Consider the following 24,819-nt stretch of genomic DNA (forward strand, 5'->3'; position numbering starts at 1 on the left):
ATCGCCAGTAAGCTTTCATCCGGAGGTCGGCGTGTCTCGTCGCGTTTTGGGGTTGGGCCTGGTACTGCTGCTCCTGGGAGCAGTTCCGAATGTACGCGCTCAGGAGGCTGAGGTCTCGGCTGCGGTGACCGCGACCCTCGCAGCTTGGGCGGACGGCGAGTACGAAACGTTCGTCGGCTTCTATCACCCCGACGCGCGCGGATTCTTCCTGGACGGTGGCGCGCTCATACAAGGCTTCAGTGCGCCGGCGCTGGAGGCGATGGCCCAAGCCGGTTTCCAAGTGGACGTCGAAGTGCGCGATCTCGACGTGCAGATGTACGGATCGATGGCTGTGTCGGTCGCCTACTTCGAAGGCGCGCTCACGCTACCGGGTGGCCTGGTGCTCGAGGGAACGTGGCGCTATTCGGAGACACGCGTCGAGACGGACGACGGCTGGAAGGTCGTACAGTTCCACATGTCCCCGCAGCAGTCAGGGACGGGTGGCATCCCTTCTGGGACGGGAGACTAGCGCAGCTTGCCGGTCCTACTCACCGCCCGGGAGGCCCTCTTGCTGCGACGACTTCGTCCGACCCTGAACGTCGTGCTAGCCGTTTTCGCGCTGTCGCCGCTTCTACTGGACGCGCAAGAGCGATTCGGCGGCTATCGCGGGGCCCGCATGGGCGGCGCCTACATGCAGAACTTCTATCTGCCGCCCGCTCCGAGCTCGAGCCCGTGGTACCCGAGCTGGCATCCCGACGGTGAACACGTCGCGATTGCGATGCAGGGCTCGATCTGGAGCGTGGAGATCGCCACGGGTCTCGCGGTCGAGTTGGTGTCGGGTCCGAAATACTATTCGTCGCCGAACTACTCCCCGGACGGGAGCTGGCTCGTCTATACCGCCGATGACCATGGGCGCTCGATCCAACTGGAGGTGCTCGACGTCGCGACCGGCGAGACGCGGGCCCTGACCGATGACGCCCAGGTGTACGCCGACCCCAAGTTCAGCCCCGACGGCAGCCGCATCGCCTACGTATCGACCGAGCCGGCCGGCTTCTTCAACGTCTACCTGCGCGGGTTCGACCGTGGGAGCTGGACAGGAGACGCCGTCGCGGTCACCCAGGACAACGACTTCGGACGTGATCGGCTCTACTTCGGGCCACAGGACATCCACATCACGCCGGCGTGGTTCCCGGACGGTGAGCAGCTTCTGCTCGTTTCGAACCGCGACGTGCCCCTCGGTAGCGGAAACGTGTTTCGCGTTCCCGCGAGGGCGAACGGCTTCGCGGACCGAGAGACGGTGCTCGTCGAGCAGACGCTCTATAGGGCGCACCCCGACGTCTCGATCGACGGACGACGCTTCGTCTTCTCTTCGACGCGCGCGACCGCCGACCAGTTCAACAACCTCTACGTTCAGCCCACGGTGGGTGGCGAGCCGTACAAGCTGACATTCTTCGAGCACGACGCCTTCCACCCGCGGTGGTCACCGGACGGCGAGTGGATCGCCTACATCGACAATCGGGACGGGCTCCCCCAGCTCAAGTTGCTCGAGACGTACGGCGGCAAGATCGTCGACGTCGACATCACGGGTCGACGCTGGAAGAAAGCGATCGGCACGCTGCGCGTGAGGACCGTCGATGCGGACGGTCTGACCGGCTCGCGCATCCATCTCACCGCGTCTGACGGGAAGTTCTACGCACCGACGACGGAGTACGCGCGCATCGCTCCGCGGCTCGGGCAGTGGGCGTTCCACCACGGGGGGTCGTTCGAGGTCCAGCTCCCGGTCGGCGACGTGCAGATCGCTGCGGTGAAGGGCTTCGAGCATGAGCCCGCGCTCACGACCGTCGAGATCGTCGCCGGAGAGACCACCCAATTGACGCTCCGACTCCGCGAAGTCGTGGACATGGCGGAGAAGGGTTGGTTCAACGCCTCGACGCACGTGCACATGAACTACGGCGGCAATCTGCACAACACCCTCGAGAACCTGATGATGATGTCCGAGGCGGAGGACCAGGACCTCGTGCTCGAGCAGATCGCGAACAAGGACAACCGCATCTTGGACCATCAGTTCTTCGTGCCGGGTGGGGGGCCACATCCGCTGTCGCGGCCTGACCGTGTACTCGTGGTCGGCCAGGAGTACCGCCCTCCGTTCTACGGCCATGTCTTCATGTACGGAATGCGCGAGCACCTCATCTCACCCTTCACGACCGGGTACGAAGGAACGGCGATCGAGAGCCTCTATCCGTCGAATACCGACATGCTCAGGAAGGCTAAGGAACAGGGCGCTTGGACCGGATACGTGCACTCGTTCTACAACGGAGACCCGCTGGAGGGAAACCTCGGCGGCGCCAAAGGCTTCATGGTCGACGCGGCGCTCGCCACTACTGACGCGATCGAGTGGTCCACGTCCCAGGACGGGTATCCCCCTCTCTACGCGGTCTGGAACAACGGACTGCGCGTCACCGTCGTGGGGGGCGAGGATTCGATCAGCGATCTGCAGCAGACACCGCTCGTCGCGTCTGTGCGCACGTACGTGAAGACCGCCGACGGGGAGCTCTCGATGCGAGGGTGGTTCGAGGCCATGGCGAACGGGCACGCGTTCATGACGACAGGCCCACTAGTCGAGTTCGAGGTCGACGGCCGAATCTCCGGCGAGCAGGTCGACATCTCCGCCGGCAGCGAAGTGACGGTCCGCTTCACCGTTACGTCGATCGCGCCGCTCGAGCGTGCAGAGCTGATCTACAACGGAGAGATCGTCGCGACCGCCAATTTCACCGGCGACCGGAAGTCGCTCGACTTCCAGCGGAGCTTTCGCCCGGAGCGCTCCGGCTGGTACCACGTGCGCGTGATGGGCGCGCCGGGGGAACAGTTTCCGTTCGACATCGCATACGCGCTCGCGCTCACGAACCCCGTCTGGGTCCTCGTGGACGGCGCTCCAGTACGCTCGGTCGAAGCCGCCGATTACTCGATCGCATGGATCGACAAGCTCGAAGCGATGGCCGAGCAGTGGACGGGATGGCGCTCGCAGCCCGAGAAGGACCACGTATATGCGCAGTTCGAAGAGGCGCGAGAGGTCTACAGGCGGTTCAAGGCCGAGGCGGGCGGATGAAGACGCGCCTGGCGGCTTACAGCCCGAAGAACATCGCCACGAGGAAATTCATCAGGCCGAGCGCGAGCGCAGCCCACAGCGCCGACGGGAAGTCGTCGACCTCGAAGCCGTCCACGAAGGCGGCTGCAAGCATGATCATGAGCGCGTTCACGACGAACACGAACAGGCCCAGCGTGATGACCGTGATCGGCAGCGTGAGCTTGATCAGGATCGGACGGACGAACGCGTTGGCAAGTCCGAGTCCAAGCGCGCCGAATACAGCGGCCTTCCCATCCCGTACCTCGATCCCGTCGACCAGCCGCCCTACGACGTAGAGCAGCGCCGCACTTACCAGCGTGTGGACAATGAATCCCACGTTTTCACCCTCTCAGCTATGAGCCACGTCCGGGGACCCGAGTACCTACGACCGAGTCCCCTGCACTCTTAGACTTAGACGAGGAAAAGGCCAAAATCGTTTCCTCGGGATGTGAAACCCATCGGCGTGGGTGCGGTACTGCCGACGAAGCACTCGGGCGCTGACCTAGTCCCCGGCGTCTTTGGCGTCCTCAGCCACCCGCGGCGCACCGCTTTGTATTGCGGCCTGGAGGCATGCCGAAGCCAGCAGGTCGTCGTCTGCGATCACGTCAGGAGAGCCGCCGGACGCGGTCCAGCCGCGCACCTCTCTTGCCTGGTCGGCCCGGTCGAGCGCGTCGAGACCGTCAGCGACCGCTTCGAGGAACTCCGACTGCGGCGCCACGCGAGCCATCGCGAAGAGCTGGTCGCCCGCGAGAGACTGCATTTCGACCCGGATCGCGCCGTCAATGTAGTCGCGGAGGTGCATGACCGCCGTCGCCATGTGGCGCGCGCCGAGATCCAACCACAAGAGCGTACGGATAGTACGTACCGCCTCGGGATGAACCCGGATGAGCTTGTTCGCTACGCCCCTAGCCGCCTCGCGCTGCTCGTCCTTGAGAAAAGCATCGATCGCGCGCCCGTAGTAGACCACCGCGCGCTGCTTGTCCCCGCCCCGCAGGGCGAAGTCTCCGGCTTTGTTGAGCGGTGTACCTCTATAGCCCGCGGGAGCGTCTTCCGCCGCCCGCTCCAACTTTGCCAGACTGTCGTCCAGAGTCATCGCCCCCGGCCTGGGAGCAGACTCCTTGGATCCGAACAGACGCGACAGTAAAGACATACCGGTGAGGGGTGGTGTGGATTCCAAAGACTACTTGCCGTCGATGATCTCCAACAGCTCGATCTCGAAGACGAGGGTTTGGTTCGGCCCGATCAACTCGCTGCGACGCTGGGGACCATACGCGAGATCTCCCGGGAGGACCACCCGATAGTGGCTGCCGGCGGGCATTAGCATCAACGCCTCGTTGAAGCCTGGGACCAACTGCCCTACCGCAAACACGACCGGCTCACCGTCGTAGGACGAATCGAACTCTCGCCCGTCCGGTAGCGTGCCTCGATAGTGCAGCTGGACGCTCTGGCCCATGGTGGGCGCGGGACCGGCGCCCGCCCGAAGCACTTCATACTGCAACCCACTCTCGGTTGTGACGACGTCGGCCTTCGCGCCGTTCTCCGCGAGGTACGCAGCTCCGGCCTCAGCCGACTCGTAATCGCCCACGGCACCTCCCGAGCCGCCACAGGCCGCGACCACGATCGCCGTACCGAGCAACATCAAACCCTGCCGAATTCGCATCACGCTTCCGTCTTGTTAGTGAGCCCGAAGCTAACGCGAGAGCCTGAACCACCCAACGTCGTTTGCACGCCGCGACCCCGTCACAGCCCAAGCAGGTTCGACTGCAACTTCACCAGCCCTCGGTCGCCGGTCCAGAGATCGAGCTCGGGGCCTCGTGTATTTGGAGACGATCCGAGTCACTCGATCCGCAGTGGGCGTAACCAGGAGGCGCATCCCGAGGGCGCCCGGGTCGTCTCGTAGCACACCCACCTGCGGTGGGGAGCCACAGATCGGGCACGTCAGTCGGAGCGATGGGGCACCGCCCGAGCCAGCCCCGTCGCCATGTTGGTCGGAACCGCCAACTCCGGCCGTGCGAATCGGCACGGCACCAACCATTATGGCAGGCGAGGAGGTTGGCGATGCCGAGCATGACCGACGACAGCAACCCTCGGGCGAGCTTCAAAATCGACGTGCCCGCGGAGTTCAACTTCACCCGTGACGTCGTCGACGACTGGGCGAATAGGGAGCCCGAGCGACTCGCACTCATCGCGGTGGAACCGGACGGGCGCACCGTGCACCAGTACACGTTCGGCGAGCTTGCGGCGCTGGCGAACCGCGCCGCCCACGTGCTGCGGACGCGAGGGGTCGCCAAGGGCGACCACGTCTTCGTGCAACTGCCCCGGGTCGTCGACTGGTACTCGGCGCTGCTCGGCGCGTTCAAGATCGGTGCGGTCCCGATGCCGGGAACGACGCAGCTCATGGCCAAGGACCAGGCGTATCGAATCAACCGGGCCGGCGCTTCGGTCGTCATCGTCGATGAGGAAGGCGCCGAGAGACTCGACCGGGTTCGTGCGGACTGCCCGTCGCTGCGGAGTCTTTTCGTCGTCGGAAGCTCGCGGGATGGATGGACCGATTGGCAGCAGGCACTCTCGGAGGCGCCCGCCGAGCCCGCCGAAGCCGCCCGGACGATGATCGACGACCCGCTCCTGCTCTATTTCACATCGGGAACTACCGGTCAGCCGAAGATGGTCCAGCACGTGCAGTCGTATGCGCTCGCCCACGAGATCACGGCGCGGTTCTGGCAGGACCTTGGCCCCGATGACATCCATTGGACGGTGTCCGACACCGGATGGGCCAAGGCAGCGTGGGGCAAGCTGTTCGGGCAGTGGATCGTCGGCTCCACGGTGGTGATGTGGAACATCGTCGGCAAGCCGGACCTGGCGCGCATGCTCGAGTTGATCGGGGAGCTCCGGGTGACGTCGTTTTGCGCACCCCCGACGATCTATCGGGCGTTCACCCAGCTCGACCTCTCGGGCTTCGACTGGTCGTCGCTGCGCCACTGCACGGCGGCGGGTGAACCGTTGAACCCGGAGGTCATCCAGCTGTGGCAGCAGGCGACGGGCACGACTCCCTACGACGGATACGGCCAGACCGAGTCGGTGTGTCTGGTGGCGAACCATCCCTCCGAGCTGGTCAAACCGGGCTCGATGGGGCGCCCTGCGCCGGGGATGGCGGTCGACGTGATCGACGACGACGGTCGGGTGCTGGACGACCACCAAGAAGGCCATATCGCCGTGCGCACCGACGAGTGGCCGATCGGGCTGTTCCGAGGCTACTGGAAGGACCCCGAGCTGACTGCGGAGGTGTTCCGCCACGGCTGGTACTACACCGGCGATCGTGGCCGGCGTGACGAAGACGGCTACATCTGGTTCGTCGGGCGCGCGGACGACGTGATCCTTTCGGCCGCCTATCGCATCGGCCCGTTCGAGGTCGAGTCGGCGCTCATCGAGCATCCCGCCGTCGCCGAGGCCGCGGTAGTGGGCAAACCGGACCGGGCACGGGGCCAGATCGTCAAGGCGTACATCATCCTCGCCCCGGGCTACCAAGGATCAGACCAGTTGACAGATGAGATCCAGGCGCACGTCAAGTCGGTGACGGCACCCTACAAGTATCCCCGCGAGATCGAATACGTCACCGAGTTGCCGAAGACCATCTCGGGCAAGATCCGCCGCGTTGAGCTCAGGGGTGCCGACTGACCTGTGGAACGAGTACGACGTACTCTACATCGTCATCGTACATGGTCCGGAACCACTCAACGAGATCTACAGATCGCTCTGGCGGGAGGATGCCGTGTGTGCCGCGCAGGAGCCGCCGGATGACTAGTTCTAGTTCTCGACCCTCCTGGGCATAGGTCGACTCGTAGTGGCCAAAGTCACTGATCGCTCGTACGTCGTCGGGTAGGTCGGCGATCCACCCTTCGGGAAGCTGAATGCGATACTCGGTGTAGTGCTCTCGGCGACCGAAGACCTTCTCCGCGTCGATAGGGAATCGGCGGTCGTTCGTCTCCTCCAGGCGCGCGATGAGTTCGGCTGACCCGGAGCGAGGCAATCTGAGAGGAAGCATCCATCCCCCAGGGATCTCTCCAAGCACATCTTCCGCCTGGACATGCGCCCAGAGCCTGGGCACGACGGCGAGATCGCGACCATCGAAGAGCTCCAGTGAATCGACATCGGCCTCGTCGAACACCCTACGACCGATACCCCTCCTCACACTCGCCCGCTGCTGGGTGGTGAAGTCGCGAGCGAACTCGGCCCTAATGCGGTACTGGATCGCGCCAGTCACGACCTCCGTGTAGGTCCCCTCGAAATGACCATTCTCGGATAGTGAACCGTGAATGACGATCGACGATCTGTTCTTCGACGCATCGGTCCTCGGGAACTCGAAGACCTCCGCCGTCCCGTCGTCTCTCAGCAGAACACCCGTTCGGCCCTGGTGAGCTCCGAAGATCTCTCCGTACGGGGATACTGGAACCGTAAGATCGAGATACAGCCACTCATCCGCTGGCTTGATGGCAGCGATCATGTGGTTGAATTGGCTGATGGATGGCATGTCCGGTCGGACTCTTCCGCCGTTTCGCACCACGACAGGGTATCCTTCCACACCCAGGTGACGCGCCACCGCCAGGAACAAGGTCGTCTTGTCCTTACAGTCTCCCACTCCAGTCGCGAGCACCTCCGACGCGGCGCGGGGCTGGTATCCTCCGAGACCCAGCGAGATGGAGGCATACCGGATGTCCTGGGCGACCCACCGATGCACGGCTCGGAGGGAGTCACTGAGAGTGGTCGATCCTGCTAGGACCTCCGTCAGCTTTTCTTCCAGTTCCGGGCCGACTTCGTAGCGAGTCTGGGTCAGCCCCCAATACCATTGGGCGATGTCACCCCACTGAAGGTCGCCGGAGATGACAATCCGTTGGGGTACCGAACTAGTGTCCGAGGAGAACGGTTCCGATTCGAACGCCTCGATGTCCTCGTACACCCACTCGTAAATGAGCCGATCGCCCTCCTCATGGACGGACGGTGGAGCTGGGAGGTTTTCCTCACGAATCCGAAGGTCCAGCCCTGATGGAAAGTCCACCACGAGTCGGGAGAGGCCGATCGGCCCTAGCAGCCCGTGGTAGAAGTACAGCGGGCCGCGTTACGGTGCCACGGCTCCAGGGGGGAACCCGCGCCGTAGGCGTGGGTCGCGGGGCGACGACGCCATAGCCGTCGCTACGGCTAGGCGCGCCAACGACGGAGATGGGGCCGTGCCACCGTAACCCACACACTGTAAAGTCATGGCACACTTGGTGTTGGGCGCAGGGGGGTCGCGGCCCAATAGGTCGTCTCTCCTCCTCGGACCACCGCCTTCGGCGGCGGTGCCCGCTACGGCTACGACTCGTCGTCCTTCCTATTCTTGAACTCGCGAGACCCCTGCGCGCGGCCCACTGTACTTCTACCACGGGCTGCTAGACCGTTGACGGTCCAGCTCAACCATGAGTCGCCAGGGAGCGGTGGATCGAGTAGGCGAATCGTGTATTGCAGATCTACGATCCTGCCTACTGTCAGATCTCCCAAAGAGGCTCGCACCCTCTTACGCTCTGAGTAGACAGGCGCGTTCAGAGCGATTGGCTCGTCGACCTCCTGGACGTGGACGGGCTCCGCACTGATTACGGTACCGTCAGCTGTCACGACCCGGGCCCACTCCAAGTCGAACTCCTCGCGCGACGGATCATAAGCGAACGAGAGCTCTGCGGCCCGGTTGACCGCGCCCTCCTTCAGGATTTGACGGACGATCCTGATCCGTCGGACGCCAGTACCGTCTGCCTCGATCTGGAAGAACCCGTCCTCCAATAGCACGTAATCGGATTCATCGGGAAACGCGGTTGAGTCGACCGCTCGCGCCATAGATCTCGAGGTCTGCAGCCGTGATGGGAGGTGGTGCCTGGGCAGCCAGCGATGCTGCTGCCAGGACCGACGTCCATGCGATGGTCGCCCACCATCCAGGAGAGCAACAGGATCCAACATTCATGGCACTCCTCCGCCAAGCATCTCTGCAACACCCGAACCATTTCGCAACCTTGCCACCCTTGCCGTCATTCTACAACAGATCTACGCTCGTTGGATGAGAATGCTCACACATCCCCTCAGCGAGCGAGCGCGCCGCGCCGGCGCGGTTCTTCTGGCTGGCATCGTCGGGCTCGTCAGTAGCTGCGCGGACGGCGGCTCGAGCGGGCAGGGCGCCGATGGCATGGAGGTGGTGAACATCGGCTACATCGGGCCCCTGAGTGGCGGCGCCGCCTACTACGGTAGGAACGTCCAGCGAGGCATCATGATGGCTGCCGACGAAATCGCCGAGGCGGGCGGCTTCGAGGTCGACGGCCGCCGGGTCCGGTTCGAGATCGTTTCGCTGGACGACCGATACCTCCCCTACGAGACCGCCACAGCCGCGCGTAGGCTGCTCCAACAGAGCCAGACCCCGGTCATCCTGGTGCCGCACGCGGGTGGCATTCGTGTCCTCCAGGAGATGAACACGCGGGAGCCGAAGTTTCTATTGGCCGCCTATAGCAGCGAACCAAGCATTCTGGAGGCCGAAAATCCGTTGACACTCATGCTTCCTCCGCGCTTCGACGGTTATCAGCAACCGTTCGTGGAGGTCATGATGGCGCGCTTCGGCGCACGGTTGGGGCTCCTCCCGACGACCACCGCATACGGCCGGGCATGGACCGAGGCGGTCTCCGCGGAGTGGTCGCGCCAGGGCGGTACGGTGGGCCGTGACAACGGTGTGAACTACAACACCACGACGGACTTCACGGGCGCAGTGAACCGGGCATTGGCCGACGACCCCGACGTCCTCTTCGTCGGGGGTCCCTCCCAGCCCACCGCGCTCGTGATCAGGGCGGCTCGGGAGCAAGGCTTCGAAGGCGGCTTCCTCATCATGGACCAGGCCAAATTCATGGAGATGCTGGACATCGTCCCCATGGAACACCTCGAAGGAGCCATCGGAGTCTATCCGCAGGAGATCTACCCGACGGCCGGCGCTCCTCTCTTCACAGAGCGCTACTATGCGCGTTTCGGGGAGGACTTTCAGTCTCCGACCAGCGAGGTCGCGATCACCTACCAGGGCCTCCACCTGATCGCCCACGCCATGAAGCTCGCAGGGACGACCACGGACCCCGAAGCGATCCGGGCCCACGCGGGCGAAGCGGCACGGACCCTCCCCGACGAGCTCCGCATCTTCGACATGGATGGAGTTACCGAGGAGGGTCACCTCACCCGAGCGGTTTTCGCGGCCCACATCGTGGACGGAGAGTTCGTCGCAATACGGATCCCGGCCCCCAGCGGCGCACCGATACATTAGAAGGCTGATCGGTTGACCCTCTTCGTTCAGCCCGCGCCTGTCGGTTGACCCTCTTCGTTCAGCAGTTCGTGAACGGGATCGCGCTGGGCAGCGTGTACAGTCTCGTCGCGCTCGGCCTGACACTCGTGTACGGCGTGCTCAAGGTGCCCAACTTCGCGCACGGCGCACTGTACATGGCCGGCGCCTACGTCACCTATGTGATGCTGACGTCGTTCGGGACCTCCTACATCGTCGCAATGACCATCTCCGTGGCGGTGCTGGCGGTGTTGGGAGGGAGCATGGAGCTGCTCGTCTTTCGCAGGCTGGAAGGGAAGTCCCCCGTGCATGCGATGATCGCGGCGCTGGGACTGCTCTTCTTCATGGAAGGCACGGCGGACGTCATCTGGGGTCCCGACTTCCGACAGGTGCCCACGCCTTTCGACGGCGTCGTCACCCTCCTGGGTGTCAACATCACCGAACAGCGGATCCTGGTCATCGTGGCGGCGATCGTGACGATGGTCGCGCTTTATCTGCTGCTCAAACGGACCCTCGTGGGGATGAGCATCGAGGCCATGGCGCAGGACCGGGAGGGCGCGCTTCTCGTCGGCATCGACACGCGTCGGGTCGCGATGCTCACGTTCGCCATCTCGGGGGTTCTGGCGGCTGTCGCCGGATCCTTGATCGCGCCGCTCTTGTTGGTGTTTCCCAGCATGGGCGAGCTCATCATTCTGAAGGCGTTCGTCATCGTCATCCTGGGAGGCATGGGAAGCGTTCCCGGAGCGATTCTCGGGGGGTACCTGCTCGCTTTGGCAGAGGTCATGGCCGGGACGTACGTCTCGTTCGCCTTTTCGGAGCTGATCGCCTTCGCGCTGCTGGTCCTGGTCCTCGTGATCCGCCCGACGGGCCTGTTCGAGAAGGGGGTGTGAGGCGTGTCCTCCCATCGCGCCCGGGGTGTCTCGCTCTCGTTCCTGCTACTGGCCGCGATACTTTTTCCGCTGGTCGTGGACAACCCGTATCTCGTCAGCGTGGTGGTGACGGCCTACGTGACGGCGATCGCGGTGTATGGGCTGAATGTGCTTCTCGGCTACACCGGGCAGCTCTCTCTCGCGCAGGGGGGGTTCTTCGGCGTTGGCGGTTATACCGCCGGCATCCTGATGGCCTCGCACGGGGTCTCTTTCTGGATGGCTCTCCCAGCGGCGGTGGCGGTGACCTCCGTGCTCGGATACCTGATCGGATTGGCCGCGCTACGCACGCGCGGCGACTACTTCGCGATCTTCACCCTCGCGGTGGGCGTGATGATCGTCATCGTCATCGAGCGCTGGGAGGACGTCACGGGCGGGACCGACGGACTCATCGGAATTCCGCCACCCTCCAGCATCGGCCCCCTCCACTTCGATTCACTCACCGCCCAGTACTATCTCGTGCTCTTCTTTCTCGTCCTCACGATCTACGTGGTTTGGAGCCTGGTGAATTCTCTCGTGGGACGCACGTTCGTTGCGGTCCGCAATAGTGAGGATCTGGCTCGGGCGGTGGGCATCGACGCGGGGAGGACGCATCAGGTCTCCTTCGTCATCTCGGCCGCGCTGGCCGGCCTTGGCGGGGCCCTCTACGCGGTCTTCCTCGGATACATCGGTCCGGCCATGGGCGGCGTTCAGATGACCTTCATGATGCTCGTCTATCTCATGATAGGCGGGGTGGCCTCGCTCGCCGGTCCCCTGCTCGGCACCCTCCTGGTGACCGGCCTCATGCAGGCCCTGCAAGCGTTCGCACAGTATCAGATGATGGCGCTCGGACCGATCCTCGTGGTCGTGATCATCTTCTTCCCCACCGGCCTCGCCGGGCTGGCCAAGCGCCTCCTCGAACGCTGGACGCGATGACCACCATGTTGCTTCGCGTGGAACGGCTGGGAATGAGCTTCGGTGGGCTGAAGGCCGTGAATGACGTCGACCTCGACGTGCCGGCGGGAGAGATCACGGCCGTGATCGGACCCAACGGTGCCGGCAAGTCGACCTTCTTCAACCTGGTGAGCGGTTTCTGCACACCGACCACGGGTCGCATCGCTCTAAACGGAGTCGACGTCACCGGGCTCGCCCCCCACCGGATGGCCCGCCTCGGTGTGGCCCGCACCTTTCAGACGACGAAGCTCTTCCCTGAAGCCGAGGTGCTGGACAACGTCATCGTGGGCCGACGGCAGCACACGAAGAGCAACGTGCTCGACGCGATTTTGCGCACCAAGCGCCTTCGCGTCGAGGCCGACGAGTGCCGCGAGAGGGCCAGGGAGGCGCTGGAGTTCGCGGGCGTGCTGCACCTCGAGTCCCTACCGGTGGGGAGCATCCCCCAGGAGGCCCGAAAGCGGGTCGCCATTGCCCTGGCGCTCGTGGCCGAGCCGCGACTGCTCCTGCTGGATGAGCCCGCGGCGGGGATCAACGAAGAGGAGACGAGCGGGCTCACTTCGCTCATCCGCAAGGTGGTGGAGAGCGGAGTCGCCGTCTGCCTGGTCGAGCACAAAATGCGCATGGTCATGGACCTCTCAGACCGGATCGTCGTCCTCAATCAGGGGAAGAAGATCGCGGAGGGCACGCCGGAAGAGATTCGAAAGGACCCCACAGTCATCGACGCATACCTGGGCGGGAGCAGCCATGCTTGATCTCCATGCTTGAACTCAAAGGGGTCAGCGTCCAGTTCGGCTCGTTCCTGGCCCTGCGGCAGGTGACCGTTTCGGTTCGGGAAGGAGAGATCGTGGTACTGCTCGGCGCCAACGGTGCCGGAAAGAGCACCCTATTTCGGGCCATCAGCGGTCTCGAACGGCCCTCTGAGGGCACGATCCACTTCGACGGTCGGGACCTTACCCGTATGCCGGCCCATCGAATCGTGCGCGAGGGCGTGGCGCAGGCGCCTGAGGGAAAGCACCTGTTCATTGAGGCTTCAGTGCGAAAGAACCTCCTCCTGGGCGCCTACGTGAGGCGCGGGGAGCCGGCCGCGGTTCAGGAGTCCATGAATGAGGTCTTCGACCTCTTTCCCATGCTGCGAACGAAGGCTGGCGATGCCGCGGGCACACTGAGTGGCGGCCAGCAACAGATGCTGTCGATCGGGCGTGCTTTGATGGCTCGTCCGCGGCTCCTCCTTCTCGACGAGCCGTCTCTCGGCCTGGCCCCTCTCGTGGTCGAACAGGTCTTCGAAGCGATCCTGGAGATCAATCGGCGCGGCACCACCGTTTTCCTCGCGGAACAAAACGCCCATGCCGCGTTGAAGGTGGCACAAAGGGGCTACGTGATCGAAAGTGGGACCGTGGCGATGGAGGGGGACCGAGACACCCTGGTCGACAATCCTGAGGTGCGCCGGGCCTACATCGGCGTCTAATAACGCAACCCGCAATGAAAACGATCCCGGTACTCGATTCACACATGGCGTATGTCGAGGTTGGAACGGGAGAAGCGATCGTATTCCTGCACGGTAACCCGACGTCGTCGTATCTCTGGCGCAACGTCATCCCCCACGTGGAGTCTATGGGTCGCTGCCTCGCGCCGGACCTCATAGGAATGGGGCGCTCAGGGCCGGCGGCAGGTGGGCAGTATCGCTTCGCCGACCACCGACGCTACCTCGACGCATGGCTCGAAGCGGTGGGTGCCACCAGCGGCGTGACCTTCGTGCTCCACGACTGGGGCTCGGGGCTCGGCTTCGACTGGGCGCGGCGGCATGCCGACGCGGTCCGCGGAATCGCCTACATGGAAGCGCTCGTGCAGCCGGTAACGTGGGACGCGTGGCCCGAAGCGGCCCGAGGCATCTTCCAGGCGATGCGCTCGCCGGCGGGTGAGGAGATCGTGCTCGAGAAGAACGTCTTCGTGGAGCGAATCCTGCCGAGCGCCGTGCTCCGGGAGCTGTCCGAAGAGGAGATGGCAGAGTATCGCCGGCCCTATTTGGAACCTGGTGAGTGCCGGCGCCCGACACTCACATGGCCGCGGGAGATTCCCATCGACGGTGAGCCCCGTGAAATGGTCGAGGTCGTGCAGGGATATGCCGACTGGCTTTCCGAGAGTGACGTGCCGAAGCTCTTCATCAACTGTGACCCGGGCTCGATCCTCGTCGGTCCGCAGCGGGAGTTCGCGAGAAGCTGGCCCAACCAGCGCGAGGTCACCGTGAAGGGCAGCCACTTCGTTCAGGAGGACTCGCCCGACGAGATTGGTCAGGCGATCGCCGCTTGGCTCCCCACGATCTGACGATGACATGAACGGCGCGCGCAGCCTGCTGAAGACGCTGATCGCCAGCGGCGTCGACGTATGCTTCGCGAACCCCGGCACTTCGGAAATGCACTTCGTTGCGGCTCTGGACGCGGAGGAGGACATGCGCGCCGTCCTGGGGCTCTTCGAGGGGGTCGTCACCGGCGCGGCCGACGGCTACGCGCGCATGACCGGAAAGCCCGCTTGCACGCTTCTCCATCTGGGGCCGGGCCTCGGCAACGGCCTCGCCAATCTGCACAACGCCCGGCGGGCGCAGGTGCCCCTCGTGAACATCGTCGGCGAGCACGCCACGTACCACCGCCATCTGGATGCTCCTCTCACGTCCGACATCGAGAGCATCGCGGCGGGCGTGTCGGGCTGGATTCACGTCGCTGAGGACGCGCAAAGTGTGGCCGCAGACGGGGCGCGCGCCGTAGCGGCGAGCTACGGACCTCCCGGTCAGGTGGCCACGCTGATCCTCCCGGCTGATACCGCCTGGGAGTCGCCCGGCGTCCCTGCCGATCCAATCACGCCCTGCTCGCCGGCGCTGCCGAGCGCGGAGCGCGTGGAGGAAATCGCACGCACGCTACACGCGGCAGGCGACAGCGCCGCGCTATTGATGAACGGATCGGCGCTCTCTGAAGAAGGCGTTGCGCTCGCCGGCCAGATCGCCGCCGCGACGGGTGCTCGACTCTTCCGGGACACCTTCGTCGGCCGCGTGACCCGGGGGGCTGGGCGACGTCACGTGTCCCGGCTTCCGTACTTCGGCGACCAGGTCGTCGAGGTCCTCGACGGCATTCAACATCTGGTGACGGTGGGGACCAAACCACCGGTGTCCTTCTTCGCCTACCCCGGCAAGCCCGGTGAACTCACCCCCGACGGATGCTCCGTTCACTGCCTCGCCGATCCCTCCGAGGACGGCCGGGGCGCGCTTGCGGCGCTCGTGGATGCTCTGGATGCGGGTAAGACCCCGCCCGCCATTGAGGCAGAGCAGCGCCCGCCGCTGCCGACCGGTGCCCTTACGCCGACGGCCATCGCACAGGCGTTGGCGCATCTGCTTCCCGACCACGCCATCGTGATGAGCGAGGCATCGACCGCCGGGCGTCCGATCTACAGCGCGATTCGCGGTTCGGGGCCACACGACTGGCTCGACCTCACCGGCGGTGCTATCGGGCAGGGTATGCCGGCAGCCACCGGAGCTGCCGTCGCGTGCCCCGATCGGAAGGTGATCTCGCTGGAAGCGGACGGAAGCGGCATGTACACCCTCCAGGCGCTCTGGACCCAAGCCAGGGAAGAGTTGGACGTCACGACCATCATCTTCTCCAATCGTAGGTATGCCATCCTGGAGATGGAGTACCAGCGCGTCGGAGTGGGCGACCCGTCCCCCAGGGCCAAGAGCCTCTTCGACCTGTCGCGACCGGAGCTGGACTGGGTGCAGCTCGCCCGGGGATTGGGCGTGGACGGCGCCCGAGCGACCACCGCGGACGAGTTCGGCCGCGAGCTGGCGCACGGTTTGAGCGAGATCGGTCCGTACCTGATCGAAGCGGTGCTCTGACGCTGGGCTCGGCCCCGGGCGCTCACCAGAGCACCTCCGCTTCTTCATCTATCTCGTGCATACGTATATCTCATGCCGTCTTATACGTATGCGGAGGCTCGCCCCACCAACCCCTGGATGTACCAAAGGCTCGAGGAGGAAGGCTCACGCTTGCAGAGGATTCGTCCAACGAAGGAGACGGAACCGGGCAAAGTCGGAGTCGGTTGAGTTGAGCTCGGCCCCGTGCTCGATGGCCACCGCGGCGAGGTGTGCGTCCGTCGTCAGATTGCCCAGGGTCCCCGCTTCGTCCAAGAGATCCCTCAGGAGCCGCCAATGCTCCTCTCCGGGATTCAGCACCATGACAGATGGCTGGGCAAGCCATCCGTCCACGACACCAAGGGCGTGAGCGGCATCCAATGGCCGAGGGAAAACGCGAGAACTGGTCGATATCCGCAGGAACCCGAGGATTACGACCCAAGGAAAGGCGATCGGCTCGTCCGCGGAAAGTGCACCCTCCAGCCAGGACTTGGCCGCAGCGTGGCGGGGGCTGTCTCGATTGACCGCGTACAGCAGAATGTTGACGTCGACGACCTTCACACCGGCTACTTCCTCAGCGCCAACTTCCGCGCGATCTCCTCGTCTTCGAGGGAGTCCGCAAGGGCGAGCGCCTTGTCGAGCGGTCGGAGCGGCGCGCCCATGGCGAAGGTGGCGCAAACGTAGGCGCCTGTCTTCTCGGGCGTCGCAGCCAGGCCGAGACGGAGCACCCGGTTCAGGAGTTCCTTGAAGGGGATGCCCTGAGCATGCGCCTGGTCACGAAGGCGCTTGAGCACATGTGTCTGAATATCGACTGTCGTACGCATGTGTGATGCTAGTGCATCATACGTTTGATGTCAACGTATCATATCGGCCGGATCACGGATGCGAAGACGAACATCCGTCCAGTCCCGCCTACGCGCGTGACGGCACCTGGATCAGATACGGCTCGAGCCCCTTCAGGTTGTGCTCGATCTCCGCGATCTGCACCGGAGAAAGTGAGAAGTCGCGGCCCCTCTGCGCTCTCGTCTTGAAGATGCCCCTTCGCTGGAGCAGGTAGCGGCCGGCCCCGGGGATCTCCTGCTCGCAAGTCAGCATCACCAGCAGCTTGCCGTGAATGTCCCGCACCTCGTCCCAGTCGCCAGCTCGGGAGGCCGTCCACATCCGTACGAAGACCTCCGCGTACATCGACATTCCACTCACCAACCCATCCACGCCCAGGCGCAGATCGTACGCGAAATAGCGCCCCCGCATCGCGGAGTACACCCGCTGGATCTGCGGCTGCCCGACGAGAGCTGAGATGCGCTCGAAGACGGGCTGGGACTCCTCCTTTACGTAACCGAGATGGGGATATCGCTTCGCGAGCTCGAGGATCAGCTCGGTCTCGAACTCGACCCCGGCCAGGTTGGGAGTCGTCTGGATCATGACGGGCCGCGAGGTGACCTCCGCCAGAGCGCTGTAGTACTCCCGGTAGTCGTCCAGCGAGCTCCCCACCTTCGGCGGCATCGCGATCATCATGTCAGGCGCGAGTGTCTCGGCGAAGGTGGCCAGCTCCACCAGCTCCGGTGTCGAGTCCTGCTGCACGCCCAGCACGAGGGTCATCGACCGGCGCTGGTTGGCTCGGGCGAGAACCTCCATCCCGCGCATGATCTCTGCGGTCGTCAGTCTCGGGTAGTCGCTCGAGTTCTGTGGCCAAACGAGCCCGTGCACCCCCGCGTGCTCGAGCCATTCCACCTGGAAAGCCAAGTCGTCGTAGTCGACCGCGCCCGAGTCGGTATAAGGAGTCGACAGGATGACGAAGATGCCGCGCATGTCTTCAGCTCGGACGGCGCGTCCTCCATCAGTGGGAGCCGCGGACAACTGGCGACGCCCGATCAACTGCGATCCGACCACCGCGGATCCCATGAGCTTGAGACTGTCGCGACGCGTGTAGGTCTCCCTCATTGCACGGTCCCCCTGATGCGCAAACCGCATGCGCGAAATGGACACGACCCCATCTCCACGGACCGGGATCCAGGATCAGGGTAACTGCGCCAGGCCCGCTCGTGCCATCCCAGCAGGGTGATCGGTAAGGGGGGCGGGCCCCGTGGCGCCCGAATCGCTTCCGTGCTTCTCGGCGCGGGTATGATTAGGATTGCGTGACCCTTCGGACCCACCCCCACTGCACAGCGAGGAAGAGCGCCTTGTCCGCCGCTACGTCCGTACGGGAATTCGCTCGAGTGATGGTCGCCAACCGGGGCGAGATCGCCATTCGGGTCTTCCGGGCGTGTACCGAGCTCGGGAAGCGGACCGTGGCCGTATACAGCGAAGAGGATTCCCTGGCCCTCCACCGCTACAAGGCCGACGAGGCGTACCTACTCCCGTCCGAAGTCGGGCCGGTCGAGGCCTACCTCGACATGGACGCGATCGTCTCGCTGGCGGTGGCGAAGGAAGTCGACGCCATCCATCCGGGCTACGGCTTCCTGGCCGAGAACGCCCACTTCGCTCGGCGGTGCGCCGAACAGGGCATCGTGTTCATCGGTCCCTCCCCGCATCAGCTCGACCTGTTCGGCGACAAGATTCGCGCTCGGGAACTGGCACAAAGCGCGGGCGTTCCGGTGGTGCCAGGCACCGCAGAGGCGGTGGCGGACGAGGACGCCCTGGCATTCGCCGATGAGTCCGGATACCCCGTCATGGTGAAGGCCGTTTCGGGAGGGGGCGGCCGAGGGATGCGCGTCGCTCGAGACGCCGAAGAGCTCCAGCGGGTCCTGGCGGTTGCGCGGCGCGAGGCCACGACCGCGTTCGGGAGTGGGGACATCTACATCGAGAAGCTGGTCCGAAACCCCCGCCACATCGAGGTTCAGATCCTGGCTGACGGGCACGGTCGCGTGGAGCATCTCTGGGAGAGGGACTGCTCGATCCAGCGTCGCCACCAAAAGGTGGTGGAGACTGCCCCGGCACGAGGGCTGGATCCCGAGATCCGCCAGAGGATCTGCGGCTCGGCGAGAGACTTGATGATCCACGCCGGCTATCAGGGCGCAGGAACGGTCGAGTTCCTGCTGGAACCGGAGGGCGACTTCTACTTCATCGAAGTGAACGCCCGGATCCAGGTGGAGCACACGGTCACCGAGCTCGTGACGGGCATCGATCTGGTCCAATCCCAGATCCGGGTGGCCGAGGGGCACACGCTTGCGGCAATAGGGATTCCCGACGTGATCCCCGAGCCCCACGGCTACGCCATCGAGTGCCGAGTGACCACCGAGGACCCGGAACACGACTTCCTGCCCGACAGCGGAAGAATCACCCACTACCGCTCACCGGGCGGATTCGGCGTACGCCTCGATGGCGCCACGGCGTTCACGGGAGCGCACGTGAGCCCTCACTACGACTCCCTCTTGGTGAAGGTGTGCACGCACGCCACACGATTCGAGGATGCCATCCGCAAGATGCACCGCGCGCTCATGGAGTTTCGGATCCGGGGTCTCAAGACGAACATCCGATTCCTGGAAAACGTGGTGACGCATCCCGAGTTCGAAGCCGGTAGAACGCACACGGGCTTTATCGTAGCACATCCGGAACTTCTGGATTTCCGTCCCAGAAAAGACAGAGGAACCCGCCTGCTTCGTTACCTCGGCCATATCGCCGTGAACGGTCAGGTCGAGGGTCCCAGGGACCGGGAAAAGAGCCGGGCCAGGCCTGATTTTCGGGCGCCTCCGATGCCGACCCCCGAGCCGGGTTGGAGGCCCCCTGCCGGCACGTTCAAGCAGATCCTGGACTCCGACGGCCCTGAAGCGCTGGTGACGCATCTTCGCGATCACGAACGTGTGCTCTTCACCGATACGACGTTTCGCGACGCGCACCAATCGCTTCTGGCGACGCGAATGAGGAGCTACGACCTCCTGAGGATCGCGAGAGATACCGGCCGACTCGCCCCGAACCTCTTCTCCATGGAGGTCTGGGGAGGCGCGACCTTCGACACCGCGTACCGCTTCCTGAGAGAGGATCCATGGGATAGGCTGGCCCAACTCCGGGAGCACATTCCGCACGTCCTCCTTCAGATGCTTCTGCGGGGTCAGAGCCTCCTGGGGTACTCGGCGTATCCCGACAACGCCGTGAAGATGTTCGTGAGGGAAGCGGCCGATACGGGAATCGATGTCTTCCGCATCTTCGACTCCATGAACTGGGTGCCGAACATGCAGGTGGCGATCGACGCTGTTCGCGAGCAGGGCAAGATCGCCGAGGTCGCGCTCTGTTACACGGGAGACGTGCTGGACGAGAGCCGGACCCGTTACGACCTGGCCTACTACGTGGATCTGGCCAAGGAAATCGAAGCGGCCGGCGCCCACGTTCTCGCCATCAAGGACATGGCCGGCCTCCTCAAGCCTGCGGCCGCCCAGCTCCTCGTAACAGCGTTGAAGGAAGCCACGCAGCTCCCGGTGCACCTACACACCCACGACAGCACGGGCGTCGGCGTGGCTACGGCTGTGCAGGGTGCGCTGGCGGGAGCCGACGTGGTCGACGGCTGTATCGACGCCCTGGCGGGCGGCACGTCCCAGCCGAGCCTCAGGGCCATCGCGGCGGCGCTCGAGGGAACGGACAGGGAGCCGGAGTTGGACATGGACGCTCTTCAGCCCCTGAACGAATACTGGACCGCCGTGCGGAGATACTACCGATTCCTGGAGCGCGGAGCGGTGGCCCCCGACGCGTACGTCTTCAAATCACAGGTGCCCGGGGGACAGCTGACGAACCTGAAGCACCAGGCGGAAGCACTGGGTCTGTTGGGGCGGTGGCGTGACGTCGTGGACCGGTACCGGGAGGCGGACTCACTCCTGGGCGAGCTCATCAAGGTTACGCCGTCCTCGAAAGCGGTGGGGGATCTGGCGCTCTTCATGGTCCAGAACGACTTGGACGGGGCGGAGCTCCTCCGTCGCGCCGCCGATCTGAGCTTTCCCAAATCCGTCGTGGGACTTCTCAAGGGTCGACTCGGACGGCCACCCTACGGATTCCCCCCCGAGCTGCAAGCCGCGGTGCTGCGTGGCGAAGAGCCTCTGCAGGACCGGCCGGGCGCGTACCTCGATCCGGTGGACTTCGAGGCGGTACGCGCCGAGGTGCGCGAGCTGACGAAGGATGAGCCCGTGACGCGGGAGCCCACGGACAGGGAAGTGCTTTCCCGTGTCCTCTTCCCTCAGGTATATGCGGACTTCGCGGCGCACCGGGCGGCATATGGCGACACTTCGGCGCTGGACACGCCGACCTTCTTCTACGGGCCGAAGCCCGGCGAGCGCGTCGCCGCCGACATCGAGCCGGGAAAGACCCTCATCATCCGACTCGTTTCCGTGGGCGAAGTGCACGCCGACGGCACTCGCCCGGTCCTGTTCGAACTGAACGGGCACGCCCGGGAGGTACGCGTTCATGACCAGGACGTCGCGGCCCCCGACCGACGCGCCAAGGCCGAACAGGGAAACTGGCAGGAAGTGGGAGCCTCCATGCCCGGAAAGGTCGTCAAGATCCTGGTTCAGCCCGGTGACACAGTAAACAAGGGCGCGGACCTTCTCGTCACCGAGGCCATGAAGATGGAGACGGCCGTGCGGGCCCCGCGTCACGCAGTAGTGGAGGAGCTCCTGGTGCGTCAGGGCGACGTGGTGGAAAGCGCCGACCTGCTGCTACGCCTGGGGCCCGTGCCGGAGACCGAGGAGGTTTGAGCCACGAGTCGGTCGTCTCCCTCAGGCTCGCGCACCTCCCCCGCGGGCTGCACATTGATCCCCGACCGCAATCGAGCATACGAGGGGGGCTACCATGTCATCGTCACGCGTATTCTTCCTAGGCTGCCTCGCCATTCTCAGATGTCGGCCCACCTCATGCGATCTGAGCGAGACGCGGACCGATTCGCGGACATGGATGGGCCAACGGCCCTGCAAGCCTTGACCGGGTCGGCCTATTTCCCGTATTGGGGTGAGTACTCGATCGATGACGCGGCTGCGACTGTGACCCACCATGTGACGGGCGCGTTGTCGGTCCCTTTCGCCGGGTCCGAGCAGGTACGCCATTTCCGTTTCGAGGGGAGCGATCGGCTCGTTCTGTCCGTCGTCCCGCCGCCTTCAGCGGAGACCCGGCGAGTGAACGAACTCACCTGGGTGAGGGTCGAATGAGCCGCCTGAGCCCCTCCCCCGACCTCCGGCACCCCATCGAGAACTGGGCGCGTGCGTGTGCGCGGGGACGTGCGTGTGCGCGGGGAACGACCTTCGCCATGGCCGGACTCATCATTGCGCTGACGGCAGCCTGCACCGCTGACCCCTCGGAGGAGACTGACACTGTGGCCGGCCCCAACGCCGACGCCATTCGGCCGTTCACGATCGCCGTCGCCGACGACGTGCTGACGGACCTCGAGGACCGCTTGGCCCGCAGTCGCCTTCCCGATCAGATACCGGGGACGAGTTGGGACTACGGGACCAATCGCGCGTATTTGGAAGAGCTTCTTGCCTATTGGCAGGACGGCTTCGACTGGCGTGCCCAGGAGCGAAGGCTCAACGAGTTCGATCACTTCAAGACCGACATCGATGGCATCGATGTGCACTTCATCCACCAACGGTCCGCCAATGAGGACGCGGTGCCGCTGCTGCTCGTGCATGGGTGGCCCGGCTCGTTCGTGGAGTTCGCAGGGCTCATCGGGCCACTGACCGACCCCGCGGCCTACGGCGGCGACCCGGCGGACGCGTTCCATGTCGTCATTCCGTCACTGCCCGGCTACGGCTTTTCGGGTAAGCCGGCAGAGACGGGCTACAATCCCGAGCGGATGGCGGACGTCCTGGCGGGGCTGATGGAACGGCTCGCTTACGATCGCTATGGCGCACAGGGAGGCGACTGGGGCGCCATCATCAACCGGTCCCTCGCGGGGAACTACGGTGACCGCCTCATCGGACTGCACTCCAATTTCATGATCTCGGGGCCACCGCGGGGCGTCTCCGATCCGTCAGAGGGGGTGCCTGCCCAGGAGATGGACCAGAGACGAGAGCGTGCCGCAGCTTTCGCAGACGGGCGCGGCTACCAGGCGATCCAAGGCACCAAGCCCCAGACGCTCGGGTACGGTCTCAACGACTCCCCCGCCGGGCTGGCCGCGTGGATCGTAGAGAAGTTCCACGGCTGGAGCGACAACGATGGCAACGTCGAGAGTGCGTTCACCAAAGACGAGCTGCTGACCAACATCACGCTCTATTGGGTGACGGAGACGATCACCTCCTCCAGCCGCCTCTACTACGAGTCGGGAAACACGCCTGCGACGCGTCCGGTGGGCTACGTCGACGTGCCAACCGGTGTGGCGATCTTCCCCAAGGAGATCCTCTTCACACCGCGAAAGTGGGCCGAGGCGAGCTTCAACATCGTTCGATGGACAGTCATGCCGCGTGGGGGGCACTTCGCGGCGCTGGAGGAGCCAGAGCTGCTGGTGGAGGACATCCGCGCGTTCTTTAAAGATCTGAGATAGGAGAGTCCCATGAAGAAATGGTTCCCCACGACGTTGGCACTGGCGCTCTGCGTCGGCGTGTCACCGTCCCAGGCAGTCGCGCAGCGCGACGCCAGGCTCGACATGGCGGAGTTTCCGCGGCCCATCGAAGCCGCCGACAACGTTTGGATCGAAGAGCTGACGATGTTGGAGATACGGGACCTTCTCCGGGAGGGGACCACCACAGCGCTGATCCTCACCGGCGGCATCGAAGAGAACGGCCCCTACCTGACTACCGGCAAACACAACCACGTGCTGAAGGTCATGGGCGAGTCGATCGCGCGTAGGCTCGGCAATGCCCTGGCCGCGCCCATCGTGACGATCGAGCCTGGTGACCCTGAGCGCGCCAGCTCCCCTGGCAGCATCAGGCTCTCCCAGGAGACCTTCCAGGCCGTGCTCCGGGACATGGCCACCAGCCTGAAGGCACAGGGCTTCACGGACATCTTCCTGCTGGGTGACAGCGGTGGCAATCGACGCGGCATGGCCGCGGTCGCCGAACAGCTCGCCGGGGCGTGGAAAGGCGAGGGCGTCGTCATCGCGCACATCCCCGAGTACTACAACTACTCGGACGTCGAAGCGTACCAGCGGGATGTGCTCGGGGTCGACGAGGACCCCCGCCTGGAGGGCCTGCACGACGACTACTACATCACGTCGATCATCATGAACGACGACCCGAAATACGTGCGCCTCCAGCAGCGCATCGATGCGGGCAAGGCCTCGATCAACGGCATCAGCATCGTGCCGGCAGCGAAGACGATCGAGCACGGCCGGAGGCTCATCGAGTTCCGAACGGACGTGACCGTCGAGGCGATCGAGAGGGCGATGGCGGCGGGAGGTCACTGAGGGCACTTCACCCGGCCATCCTGAGCAGGTTATAGGCTGCGTTCACGAGCAGGACCTGCTGGCGGATCTTCCAGCGGCCGACGTGGTCCCCCACCACCACCTGAGCTGACGGCGACTCAGCGAGTGTACCCGCACCGACTCGATGCCCAGGTCGTCTCGATGGAGCCCCACCACGGCATCCGAGGTGATCCGGACGAGTTCCAGCCCGGCGGGGACTTCCAGCCGTCCGACCTCAGCTCCACACGTAACCGGCCTCGTCCACGATGAAGTCCCAAAACGACGATAGGCGATCGGGTTCCGGGAACGCCGAGAGCCGTC

At 64.7% G+C, this 24,819-nt stretch carries 22 protein-coding genes; 14 read left to right on the forward strand and 8 right to left on the reverse strand.

The genetic code is table 11. The features are described 5' to 3' along the window. Positions 1-31: 31 nt before the first annotated feature. Positions 32-508, forward strand: a complete 477-nt coding sequence (locus tag IIB36_12855) for a nuclear transport factor 2 family protein (GenBank protein MCH7532630.1) — start codon at positions 32-34, stop codon at positions 506-508. Between the two features lie 39 nt (positions 509-547). Beyond that, on the forward strand, positions 548-3,085 hold the full coding sequence (locus tag IIB36_12860; protein MCH7532631.1) for a CehA/McbA family metallohydrolase: 2,538 nt from the start codon (positions 548-550) through the stop codon (positions 3,083-3,085). A 16-nt stretch (positions 3,086-3,101) separates the two neighbouring features. On the opposite strand, the gene IIB36_12865 is transcribed toward IIB36_12860, so the two are convergent. From IIB36_12865 to IIB36_12875, 3 genes are all read right to left on the reverse strand, one after another. Next, entirely contained in the window at positions 3,102-3,440 is a 339-nt protein-coding gene (locus IIB36_12865) for a phage holin family protein (protein MCH7532632.1), read from the reverse strand. 165 nt (positions 3,441-3,605) lie between these two features. Then, on the reverse strand, positions 3,606-4,196 hold the full coding sequence (locus tag IIB36_12870; GenBank protein ID MCH7532633.1) for a hypothetical protein: 591 nt from the start codon (positions 4,194-4,196) through the stop codon (positions 3,606-3,608). Between the two features lie 87 nt (positions 4,197-4,283). Then, the gene (locus IIB36_12875; protein ID MCH7532634.1) at positions 4,284-4,763 is read right to left on the reverse strand and encodes an FKBP-type peptidyl-prolyl cis-trans isomerase; all 480 of its coding nucleotides are present in this window, start codon (positions 4,761-4,763) and stop codon (positions 4,284-4,286) included. 398 nt (positions 4,764-5,161) lie between these two features. Here IIB36_12875 and IIB36_12880 point away from each other — a divergent pair, with 398 nt between their 5' ends. Then, on the forward strand, positions 5,162-6,778 hold the full coding sequence (locus IIB36_12880; protein MCH7532635.1) for an AMP-binding protein: 1,617 nt from the start codon (positions 5,162-5,164) through the stop codon (positions 6,776-6,778). Here the strand turns inward: IIB36_12880 and IIB36_12885 are convergent. Together IIB36_12885 and IIB36_12890 are read right to left on the reverse strand one after the other, a co-directional pair. After that, positions 6,762-8,156 (reverse strand): transglutaminase domain-containing protein, encoded by a 1,395-nt coding sequence (locus tag IIB36_12885; GenBank protein MCH7532636.1) that lies wholly within the window; start codon positions 8,154-8,156, stop codon positions 6,762-6,764. The two genes, IIB36_12880 and IIB36_12885, sit on opposite strands and share 17 nt — an antisense overlap. A 293-nt stretch (positions 8,157-8,449) precedes the next feature. Further along, positions 8,450-8,965 (reverse strand): DUF3857 domain-containing protein, encoded by a 516-nt coding sequence (locus IIB36_12890; protein MCH7532637.1) that lies wholly within the window; start codon positions 8,963-8,965, stop codon positions 8,450-8,452. A gap of 223 nt (positions 8,966-9,188) precedes the next feature. Here IIB36_12890 and IIB36_12895 point away from each other — a divergent pair, with 223 nt between their 5' ends. Genes IIB36_12895 through IIB36_12925 form a run of 7 tightly spaced genes read left to right on the forward strand, consistent with a single transcriptional unit; the run spans position 9,189 to position 16,169 of the window. Then, on the forward strand, positions 9,189-10,418 hold the full coding sequence (locus IIB36_12895; GenBank protein ID MCH7532638.1) for an ABC transporter substrate-binding protein: 1,230 nt from the start codon (positions 9,189-9,191) through the stop codon (positions 10,416-10,418). Between the two features lie 44 nt (positions 10,419-10,462). Next, entirely contained in the window at positions 10,463-11,323 is an 861-nt protein-coding gene (locus IIB36_12900; protein ID MCH7532639.1) for a branched-chain amino acid ABC transporter permease, read from the forward strand. A 3-nt stretch (positions 11,324-11,326) separates the two neighbouring features. Next, on the forward strand, positions 11,327-12,274 hold the full coding sequence (locus IIB36_12905) for a branched-chain amino acid ABC transporter permease (protein ID MCH7532640.1): 948 nt from the start codon (positions 11,327-11,329) through the stop codon (positions 12,272-12,274). Positions 12,275-12,279: 5 nt separating this feature from the next. Then, complete coding sequence (locus IIB36_12910) at positions 12,280-13,044, forward strand: ABC transporter ATP-binding protein (protein ID MCH7532641.1); 765 nt, start codon at positions 12,280-12,282, stop codon at positions 13,042-13,044. A gap of 5 nt (positions 13,045-13,049) precedes the next feature. Then, positions 13,050-13,757 carry an ABC transporter ATP-binding protein gene (locus IIB36_12915; GenBank protein MCH7532642.1) on the forward strand — a complete coding sequence of 236 codons (708 nt, stop codon included), beginning with the start codon at positions 13,050-13,052 and terminating at the stop codon, positions 13,755-13,757. 14 nt (positions 13,758-13,771) lie between these two features. Further along, positions 13,772-14,614: a haloalkane dehalogenase gene (locus tag IIB36_12920; GenBank protein ID MCH7532643.1), complete on the forward strand. Its 843-nt coding sequence runs from the start codon at positions 13,772-13,774 to the stop codon at positions 14,612-14,614. 7 nt (positions 14,615-14,621) lie between these two features. Next, positions 14,622-16,169 carry an acetolactate synthase large subunit gene (locus tag IIB36_12925; protein ID MCH7532644.1) on the forward strand — a complete coding sequence of 516 codons (1,548 nt, stop codon included), beginning with the start codon at positions 14,622-14,624 and terminating at the stop codon, positions 16,167-16,169. Between the two features lie 144 nt (positions 16,170-16,313). Here IIB36_12925 and IIB36_12930 read toward each other — a convergent pair whose 3' ends face one another. From IIB36_12930 to IIB36_12940, 3 genes are all read right to left on the reverse strand, one after another. Then, a complete protein-coding gene (locus IIB36_12930; GenBank protein ID MCH7532645.1) occupies positions 16,314-16,745 on the reverse strand; it encodes a type II toxin-antitoxin system VapC family toxin in 432 nt (143 codons plus the stop codon). Between the two features lie 5 nt (positions 16,746-16,750). Beyond that, entirely contained in the window at positions 16,751-17,008 is a 258-nt protein-coding gene (locus tag IIB36_12935) for an antitoxin (protein MCH7532646.1), read from the reverse strand. A gap of 88 nt (positions 17,009-17,096) precedes the next feature. After that, positions 17,097-18,170: a dihydrodipicolinate synthase family protein gene (locus IIB36_12940; protein MCH7532647.1), complete on the reverse strand. Its 1,074-nt coding sequence runs from the start codon at positions 18,168-18,170 to the stop codon at positions 17,097-17,099. A gap of 233 nt (positions 18,171-18,403) precedes the next feature. Here IIB36_12940 and IIB36_12945 point away from each other — a divergent pair, with 233 nt between their 5' ends. The 4 genes from IIB36_12945 to IIB36_12960 all read left to right on the forward strand — a co-directional run bounded on the left by IIB36_12945 (position 18,404) and on the right by IIB36_12960 (position 24,501). Beyond that, positions 18,404-21,862, forward strand: a complete 3,459-nt coding sequence (locus IIB36_12945) for a pyruvate carboxylase (protein MCH7532648.1) — start codon at positions 18,404-18,406, stop codon at positions 21,860-21,862. Positions 21,863-22,018: 156 nt separating this feature from the next. Continuing rightward, positions 22,019-22,309 carry a lipocalin-like domain-containing protein gene (locus IIB36_12950; GenBank protein ID MCH7532649.1) on the forward strand — a complete coding sequence of 97 codons (291 nt, stop codon included), beginning with the start codon at positions 22,019-22,021 and terminating at the stop codon, positions 22,307-22,309. A 98-nt stretch (positions 22,310-22,407) separates the two neighbouring features. Beyond that, positions 22,408-23,640, forward strand: coding sequence for an epoxide hydrolase (locus IIB36_12955; GenBank protein ID MCH7532650.1), 1,233 nt, complete (start codon positions 22,408-22,410; stop codon positions 23,638-23,640). A gap of 9 nt (positions 23,641-23,649) precedes the next feature. Further along, positions 23,650-24,501: a creatininase family protein gene (locus tag IIB36_12960; protein MCH7532651.1), complete on the forward strand. Its 852-nt coding sequence runs from the start codon at positions 23,650-23,652 to the stop codon at positions 24,499-24,501. The last annotated feature ends 318 nt before the right edge of the window (positions 24,502-24,819 follow it).

This window comes from Gemmatimonadota bacterium (genome assembly GCA_022560615.1).
In the GTDB taxonomy this organism is placed as follows: Bacteria; Gemmatimonadota; Gemmatimonadetes; order Longimicrobiales; family Gaopeijiaceae; genus UBA1138.

Bases quoted from the DNA above. Each gene is read 5' to 3' on its own strand.
- IIB36_12870 (MCH7532633.1), bottom strand. From the start codon at position 4,196: ATGACTCTGGACGACAGTCTGGCAAAGTTGGAGCGGGCGGCGGAAGAC.
- IIB36_12875 (MCH7532634.1), bottom strand. From the start codon at position 4,763: ATGCGAATTCGGCAGGGTTTGATGTTGCTCGGTACGGCGATCGTGGTC.
- IIB36_12880 (MCH7532635.1), top strand. From the start codon at position 5,162: ATGCCGAGCATGACCGACGACAGCAACCCTCGGGCGAGCTTCAAAATC.
- IIB36_12890 (MCH7532637.1), bottom strand. From the start codon at position 8,965: ATGGCGCGAGCGGTCGACTCAACCGCGTTTCCCGATGAATCCGATTAC.
- IIB36_12895 (MCH7532638.1), top strand. From the start codon at position 9,189: ATGCTCACACATCCCCTCAGCGAGCGAGCGCGCCGCGCCGGCGCGGTT.
- IIB36_12910 (MCH7532641.1), top strand. From the start codon at position 12,280: ATGTTGCTTCGCGTGGAACGGCTGGGAATGAGCTTCGGTGGGCTGAAG.
- IIB36_12915 (MCH7532642.1), top strand. From the start codon at position 13,050: ATGCTTGAACTCAAAGGGGTCAGCGTCCAGTTCGGCTCGTTCCTGGCC.
- IIB36_12920 (MCH7532643.1), top strand. From the start codon at position 13,772: ATGAAAACGATCCCGGTACTCGATTCACACATGGCGTATGTCGAGGTT.
- IIB36_12925 (MCH7532644.1), top strand. From the start codon at position 14,622: ATGAACGGCGCGCGCAGCCTGCTGAAGACGCTGATCGCCAGCGGCGTC.
- IIB36_12935 (MCH7532646.1), bottom strand. From the start codon at position 17,008: ATGCGTACGACAGTCGATATTCAGACACATGTGCTCAAGCGCCTTCGT.
- IIB36_12945 (MCH7532648.1), top strand. From the start codon at position 18,404: ATGGTCGCCAACCGGGGCGAGATCGCCATTCGGGTCTTCCGGGCGTGT.
- IIB36_12950 (MCH7532649.1), top strand. From the start codon at position 22,019: ATGCGATCTGAGCGAGACGCGGACCGATTCGCGGACATGGATGGGCCA.
- IIB36_12955 (MCH7532650.1), top strand. From the start codon at position 22,408: ATGGCCGGACTCATCATTGCGCTGACGGCAGCCTGCACCGCTGACCCC.
- IIB36_12960 (MCH7532651.1), top strand. From the start codon at position 23,650: ATGAAGAAATGGTTCCCCACGACGTTGGCACTGGCGCTCTGCGTCGGC.